This is a genomic window from Streptomyces sp. NPDC044061 (genome assembly GCF_056434305.1).
On sequence record NZ_JBWKFL010000050.1, the window covers coordinates 1 to 6,248 of the forward strand.

The following is a 6,248-nucleotide window of genomic DNA, read 5'->3' on the forward strand; positions in this document are numbered from 1 at the left end:
ATCGTGCCGTGCATCGTGAACGCCTGGTTGAACTGCTCGTTCGACATGATCTGCAGGCCCGGCCGGGCCAGCTCGGCGCGCATCAGCAGCGCCATCACGCCACCGATCAGGAAGAACGCGAACGAGGTGACCAGATAGAGCGTGCCGATCGTCTTGTGGTCGGTGGTCGTCAGCCACTTCACCACGAGGTTACCGGGCTGCTTGCGCCTGACCGGCAGCTCGTTCTCGTACGAGTCCTCAGCTGACGCGGCACCCTGGGGTTCGTTGAGGATGCTCACAGGTTGTTCGTCTCCCGGTTCTTCTCGTGCGGCGTCTGCGCGATGCCGGCGGGAATGTAACCGGTCTGCCCCTTCTTGGCGAGGTCCTTGAGGTGCTGCTCGTAGCGCTCGGGGGAGACGACCTTCACGTTGAACAGCATCCGGGAGTGGTCGACGCCGCAGAGCTCGGCGCACTTGCCCATGAAGGTGCCCTGCTGGTTGGGGGTCACCTGGAAGGCGTTGGTGTGGCCCGGGATGACGTCCTGCTTCATGAGGAAGGGCACCACCCAGAAGGAGTGGATGACGTCACGCGAGGTCAGGACGAATCGGACCGTCTTGCCCTCGGGGAGCCAGAGCGTCGGACCGGGGTTGCCGGTCTGCGGGTTCCGCGTGCCGGGCGTGCCGACGTCGTAGACGCCGCCGGCGTTCGCCGGGAAGGCCGCCTTGTACCGGTTCGGAATCGCGTCCAGGTTCTTGTCGGTCTTGGCGTTGCCCGTGGAACCGGGGACGTCCGCGATGTAGTTGAAGCCCCAGCTCCACTGGAAGCCGACCACGTTGACCGTGACGTCGGGCTTCTTGGAGAGGCTGAGGAGCTTCGTCTCGTCCCGGGCCGTGAAGTAGAAGAGCACCGAGATGATGATGATCGGGACCACCGTGTACAGGGCCTCGATCGGCATGTTGTACCGGGTCTGCGGAGGTACCTCGACCTTGGTGCGGCTGCGCCGGTGGAAGAAAGCACTCCACAGGATCAGGCCCCACACCAGGCAGCCGACCGCGAGCGCAGCCGCCCAGGAACCCTGCCACAGGGAGAGGATCCGCGGAGCCTCTTCCGTGGTCGGGGTGGGCATACCAAGGCGGGGGAAGTCTTCCCAGTTGTACGAGCAACCGGTGGCTGTCGCCAAGACCAGGCCCGCGGTCATTGCCTGCAGCAGCTTCCGCCGCATCGGGCGCCGCGGCGAGCGGTCGGAGCCGTTGGGACTCACGTAGCGCCTTCCCGAGAGTCTCGCCCGCGCGGTCGGCTGCGGCCTTCTCGCTGGTCGGTCGCCGCCCTGCGTCGGGCAGGGGTTTGGATGTTTATGCGGACCAAACCCTAGCCGACGCCCTCCGGGGGTTCGCGGGGAGGGGGGCATACGCGCCGCCTGTCACTCGCCCGGGGTGGGATCGGGCGCCTAATCGCTCGGGGTTGTTGCGATTTGGGGGCGCCCGCGGGCCGCGTCGCGGCTGGTCACGCCCATGGACGGAGCCGCATACCGGCCCAGCCCGCGCCCCTCGACCGGCCGCTCCCACCCAGGTCTACCGTTGCCCTGTGTCCTACTTCGACGCCGCGTCCGCCGCGCCCCTCCATCCCGTCGCCCGTCAGGCGCTCTTGGCCTCTCTCGACGAGGGGTGGGCGGACCCCGCACGGCTCTACCGGGAGGGGCGGAAGGCCCGCATGTTGCTGGACGCCTCCCGGGAGGCGGCCGCGGAGGCCATCGGCTGCCGGGCCGACGAGGTGGTGTTCACGTCGTCCGGGACGCGGGCCGTACACACGGGTGTCGCGGGGGCGTTGGCCGGGCGACGGCGGGTCGGACGCCACCTGATCGTGTCCGCCGTCGAACACTCCTCCGTACTCCATTCGGCTGAAACATTCGAGGCTGAGGGCGGAACAGTCGGTCAGGTACCCGTGAACCGGGCCGGGGCCGTCGACCCGGCGGGCTTCGCCGACGCGCTTCGGCAGGACACCGCGCTCGCCTGTCTGCAGTCGGCCAACCACGAGGTGGGGACCGTGCAGCCGGTGGCGGAGGTGGCCGAGGTGTGCCGGGCCGCCGGGGTGCCGCTGCTGGTGGATGCCGCGCAGTCGCTGGGCTGGGGCCCGGTCGAGGGCGACTGGTCGCTGCTGGCGGCGAGCGCCCACAAGTGGGGCGGCCCCTCGGGGGTGGGGCTGCTGGTCGTGCGCAAGCGGGTGCGGTTCGTTGCCCAAGGGCCCGCGGACGAGCGGGAGTCGGGACGGGCGCCCGGTTTCGAGAACCTGCCGGCGATCGTGGCGGCCGCGGCCTCCCTGCGGGCGGTGCGGGCCGAGGCGGCCCAGGAGGCGCTGCGGCTGCGGGAGCTGACGGAGCGGATCCGGGCGCGGGTGCCGGAGCTGGTGCCGGACGTGGAGGTGGTCGGCGATCCGGAGCGGCGGCTGCCGGGGATCGTCACCTTCTCCTGTCTCTATGCCGACGGAGAGGCCCTGCTGCACGAGCTGGACCGGGAGGGTTTCTCCGTCTCGTCCGGATCGTCCTGTACGAGCAGCACGCTGACGCCCAGCCATGTGCTGAAGGCGATGGGGGTGCTGAGCGAGGGCAACGTGCGGGTGTCGCTGCCGCTCGGGGTGGCCGACGAGGACGTGGAGCGGTTCCTGGCCGTGCTGCCGGGCGCCGTGGCGGGCGTACGGGAGAAGCTGGGCGCGCCGGCTCCGGCGACCGCCGTCGAGGCCGAGGAGCTGGTCGTCGACTCCCTCGGCAAGCGGTGCCCGATCCCGGTCATCGAGCTGGCCAAGGTGTTCGGGGAGGTCCCGGTGGGCGGCACGGTCCGGGTGCTGTCGGACGACGAGGCCGCCCGCCTGGACATTCCGGCGTGGTGCGAGATGCGCGGGCAGGAGTACGTGGGCGAGGAGCCGGCGGAACAGGGTACGGCGTACGTGGTCCGCCGGCTGAGCTGACGTCCGGTCGCCCGGCAGCGCCGGTGCCCTGTCAGCCGAGGTGCGCGCGAACCTCGTCCGCCGCCTCGTCCCCGTACGCCTTGGTGAACCGGTCCATGAAGTGGCCCCGGCGCAGCTGGTACTCCTGCGTCCCCACGGTCTCGATGACGAGGGTCGCCAGCATGCAGCCGACCTGGGCCGCGCGCTCCAGGGACACGCCCCACACGAGCCCCGACAGGAAACCCGCGCGGAAGGCGTCGCCGACCCCCGTGGGGTCGGCCTTGCGCTCCTCGTCCGGGCAGCCGACCTCGATCGGGTCCTGCCCGACCCGCTCGATCCGCACGCCCCGCGAGCCGAGGGTGGTGACGCGGTGGCCGACCTTGGCCAGGATCTCGGCGTCGCTCCAGCCGGTCTTGGACTCGATGAGCCCCTTCTCGTACTGGTTGGAGAAGAGGTACGTCGCCCCGTCCAGCAGTATCCGGATCTCCTCGCCCTCCATACGGGCGATCTGCTGGGAGAAGTCGGCGGCGAAGGGGATGTTCCGGGAGCGGCACTCCTCCGTGTGGCGGAGCATCCCCTCCGGGTCGTCGGCGCCGATCAGGACCAGGTCGAGGCCGCCCACGCGGTCGGCGACCGTCTTCAGCTCGATGAGGCGGGCCTCGCTCATCGCGCCGGTGTAGAAGGAGCCGATCTGGTTGTGGTCGGCGTCGGTGGTGCACACGAAACGGGCGGTGTGCAGGGTCTCGGAGATGCGGACCGAGTCGGTGTCCACGCCGTGGCGGTCCAGCCAGGCCCGGTAGTCGTCGAAGTCGAAGCCGGCGGCCCCGACCAGGATGGGCCTGGTGCCGAGCTGACCCATGCCGAAGGCGATGTTCGCACCGACGCCGCCGCGGCGTACGTCCAGGTTGTCGACCAGGAAGGAGAGCGAGACCGTGTGCAGCTGGTCCGCGACGAGCTGGTCGGCGAAGCGGCCGGGGAAGGTCATGAGGTGGTCGGTGGCGATGGAGCCGGTGACTGCGATGCGCACGTCGGCATTCTCCTGCGGGAGGCTGGATTGACAGTTCACGCTACCCGCTCACGGCGGGTCACTGAAGCTGGCAAAACTACCCGATAGTAGATCTTTCTTCGCGGCACCTCGCGTGCCTACGGTTCCCTCATGACTAACCTCAAGGTCACTTCGCCCGCTCCGGCCGACCTCGAAGGCGATCTCGCGTCGCTGCGCGGGGACTGCGCCCGGATGGCTCCGCACTGGACGGCTCCGGAACACGGCGACTCGCGTCCGGTGCCGCCGTCCCTGATCCACGGGGTGTCCGTGCCGACGCGGTCGGCCAGGCTGCTGGACGCGATGTCCGACTACGGCGACTGAGTCAGGGGCGCACAGCCGGGAACCGTGTGCTTGCCTCGCGCGTCCCATCGCCGTCCCCCGTGGTGGGGATGTGGGACACGATCCAGCGAGGAGCGATGCGGTGAACACCGAGCGACCCGAGAATCCCGAGGGCTCCCCGGTTTCCGGGGACTCCGAGGTCCGCGAGGCAAACGGGGTTGCCGAGGATTCCGAGGTCCGCGAGGCCAATGGGGTCGGCGAGGCCAGTGGGGTCGGCGGGGGTTCCGAGAATTCCGGGGTCCGCGAGGGCGCCGATGATGCCGGGGCCTCCGATGACTCCGAGGCTCCCGAGGTCCCCGAGGTCTCCATCGGCTCCGCCGTCCCCGACGCCCCCGACGTCTCCCGCGTGCCCAGGGCCGCCGAGCGTGCCGGTGAGTCCGCCGAGGACGACGGCGTGGAACCCGGTGAGCGATCCGGGCGGCGCCGCTCCCCCGTTGTCGTGCTCGCGGTCGCCGCGTCCGTACTGCTCGTCGGGGGCGGGGGCGCGTACCTCGCCGCGAGCAGTGCTTCGGACGGCCGGACGAACGCCGGCGCGTCCGGCGGTGGCCCCACTCCCCCGCCTCTCGTCCTGGACGGCTGGACGCAGGGCGGCACCGGTGGCATCGCGCCAGGTGAACCGGATCCGTACGGCGCGACGTACGTGGCAGGGGGAGAGCTGCCCGACGGACCCGGCTCCGCGCCGGTGTACGCCCCGCGGGGCGAGGTCGGGAAGGACCAGGTGGCCCGGCTGGCCAGGGCCCTGGGGATCGACGGCACGCCGGTGGCCGACGGGAACGGCTGGCGGGTCGGCGGCGGGGACGGTTCCGGTCCGTCGCTCCAGGTGGGCAAGGACGCCCCGGGCAACTGGACCTTCAGCCGGTACGCACCCGGTACCGACAACTGTCGTAAGGTCACCGTCTGCACACAGGATCCGGGGGCCCCGGCGGGCGAACCGGTGAGCGTGGCGGCGGCCGAGAAGGCGGCGGCGCCGGTGCTGAAGGCGCTGGGGCAGGACGACGCGAAGATCGAGGCGAGCCAGATCATGGGCGCCCAGCGGGTGGTCAACGCCGACCCGGTGGTGGGCGGGCTGCCCACGTACGGCTGGACGACCGGCCTGACGGTCGACAGGCAGGGGGACCTGGTCGGCGGCCACGGGCTGCTGACTTCCCCGGTCAAGGGGGACACGTACCCCGTGCTGGGCGCGCGGAGGACGCTGGCGCTGATGAACGCGGCGCGGGGGAACGGCCACCGGATGGGCATCGGCGGCTGTGCGACTCCCGAGCCGCTGAAGGACCGGCTGGAGCGCGTGTGCCCCTTGCCCAAGGGGGCGCAGAAGACTGATGCGGTGACCGTGCGGAAGGCGGTGTTCGGGCTGGCCGCGCACTCCGTGGCCGGGCGCCAGGCACTGGTGCCGTCCTGGCTGTTCGAGGTGCGGGGGTCGTCGGCGAGGGGCGTCTTCACGGTGACGTATCCGGCGGTGGACCCGAAGTACCTGACGTCGCCGTCGCCGTCGGCGCCCTCCGCGGAACCGACCTCGGCGCCCCGGACGCACAGCGTCAAGGTCGACGGCTACACCGCCGACGGCCGTGATCTGACCGTCGCCTTCACCGGCGGGGTGTGCGCCGACTACACGGCGTCGGCGAAGGAGAGCGCGGGCCGGGTGACGGTGACCGTGACCGAGAAGACCTGGCCGGACAAGGTGTGCGTCGCCATGGCCAGGATGTACGTGAAGACCGTACGGCTGGACGCTCCGCTCGACGGCCGGAAGGTGGTCGGCGGCGACGGCACGTCGATCCCGCGGACGAAGCCGGGGTCGCTGCGGCCGCAGGCCGACCGCTCCCGGTAGGCGCAAAGGCGGGGGGGGGGGGTGCGGGGGGGGGGGTTGGGCGTTGGGTCCCGCGCTGTGCACACCCAGCTCATGAAGGTGCGCAGAGTGAATACGACATCGCCTGCGTCCTTTTCTTCT

The 6,248-nt window shown here is 71.1% G+C and carries 6 protein-coding genes; 3 read left to right on the top strand and 3 right to left on the bottom strand.

Going from position 1 to position 6,248, the window contains the following annotated elements; all coding sequences use genetic code 11:
- On the bottom strand, nucleotides 1–278 hold a 278-nt coding region (locus AC07CM_RS42675; RefSeq protein ID WP_478881940.1), incomplete at its 3' end, for a cbb3-type cytochrome c oxidase subunit I.
- Nucleotides 275–1,240 carry an aa3-type cytochrome oxidase subunit II gene (gene ctaC / locus AC07CM_RS42680; RefSeq protein ID WP_478881941.1) on the bottom strand — a complete coding sequence of 322 codons (966 nt, stop codon included), beginning with the start codon at nucleotides 1,238–1,240 and terminating at the stop codon, nucleotides 275–277. The genes AC07CM_RS42675 and ctaC, both read right to left, overlap by 4 nt.
- Nucleotides 1,241–1,563: 323 nt before the next feature.
- Here ctaC and AC07CM_RS42685 point away from each other — a divergent pair, with 323 nt between their 5' ends.
- Complete coding sequence (locus AC07CM_RS42685) at nucleotides 1,564–2,940, top strand: aminotransferase class V-fold PLP-dependent enzyme (RefSeq protein WP_478881942.1); 1,377 nt, start codon at nucleotides 1,564–1,566, stop codon at nucleotides 2,938–2,940.
- Nucleotides 2,941–2,971: 31 nt separating this feature from the next.
- Here AC07CM_RS42685 and AC07CM_RS42690 read toward each other — a convergent pair whose 3' ends face one another.
- Nucleotides 2,972–3,946, bottom strand: a complete 975-nt coding sequence (locus AC07CM_RS42690; protein WP_478881943.1) for a carbohydrate kinase family protein — start codon at nucleotides 3,944–3,946, stop codon at nucleotides 2,972–2,974.
- A 129-nt stretch (nucleotides 3,947–4,075) separates the two neighbouring features.
- Between AC07CM_RS42690 and AC07CM_RS42695 the strand changes: the two genes are divergently transcribed.
- Both AC07CM_RS42695 and AC07CM_RS42700 read left to right on the top strand, forming a co-directional pair.
- Nucleotides 4,076–4,285, top strand: a complete 210-nt coding sequence (locus AC07CM_RS42695) for a hypothetical protein (protein WP_478881944.1) — start codon at nucleotides 4,076–4,078, stop codon at nucleotides 4,283–4,285.
- Between the two features lie 100 nt (nucleotides 4,286–4,385).
- On the top strand, nucleotides 4,386–6,128 hold the full coding sequence (locus AC07CM_RS42700) for a hypothetical protein (RefSeq protein WP_478881945.1): 1,743 nt from the start codon (nucleotides 4,386–4,388) through the stop codon (nucleotides 6,126–6,128).
- Nucleotides 6,129–6,248 lie beyond the last annotated feature (120 nt).

Excerpts from the sequence above, each read along its gene's own strand:
- AC07CM_RS42695 (WP_478881944.1), top strand. The coding sequence starts at position 4,076 with ATGACTAACCTCAAGGTCACTTCGCCCGCTCCGGCCGACCTCGAAGGC.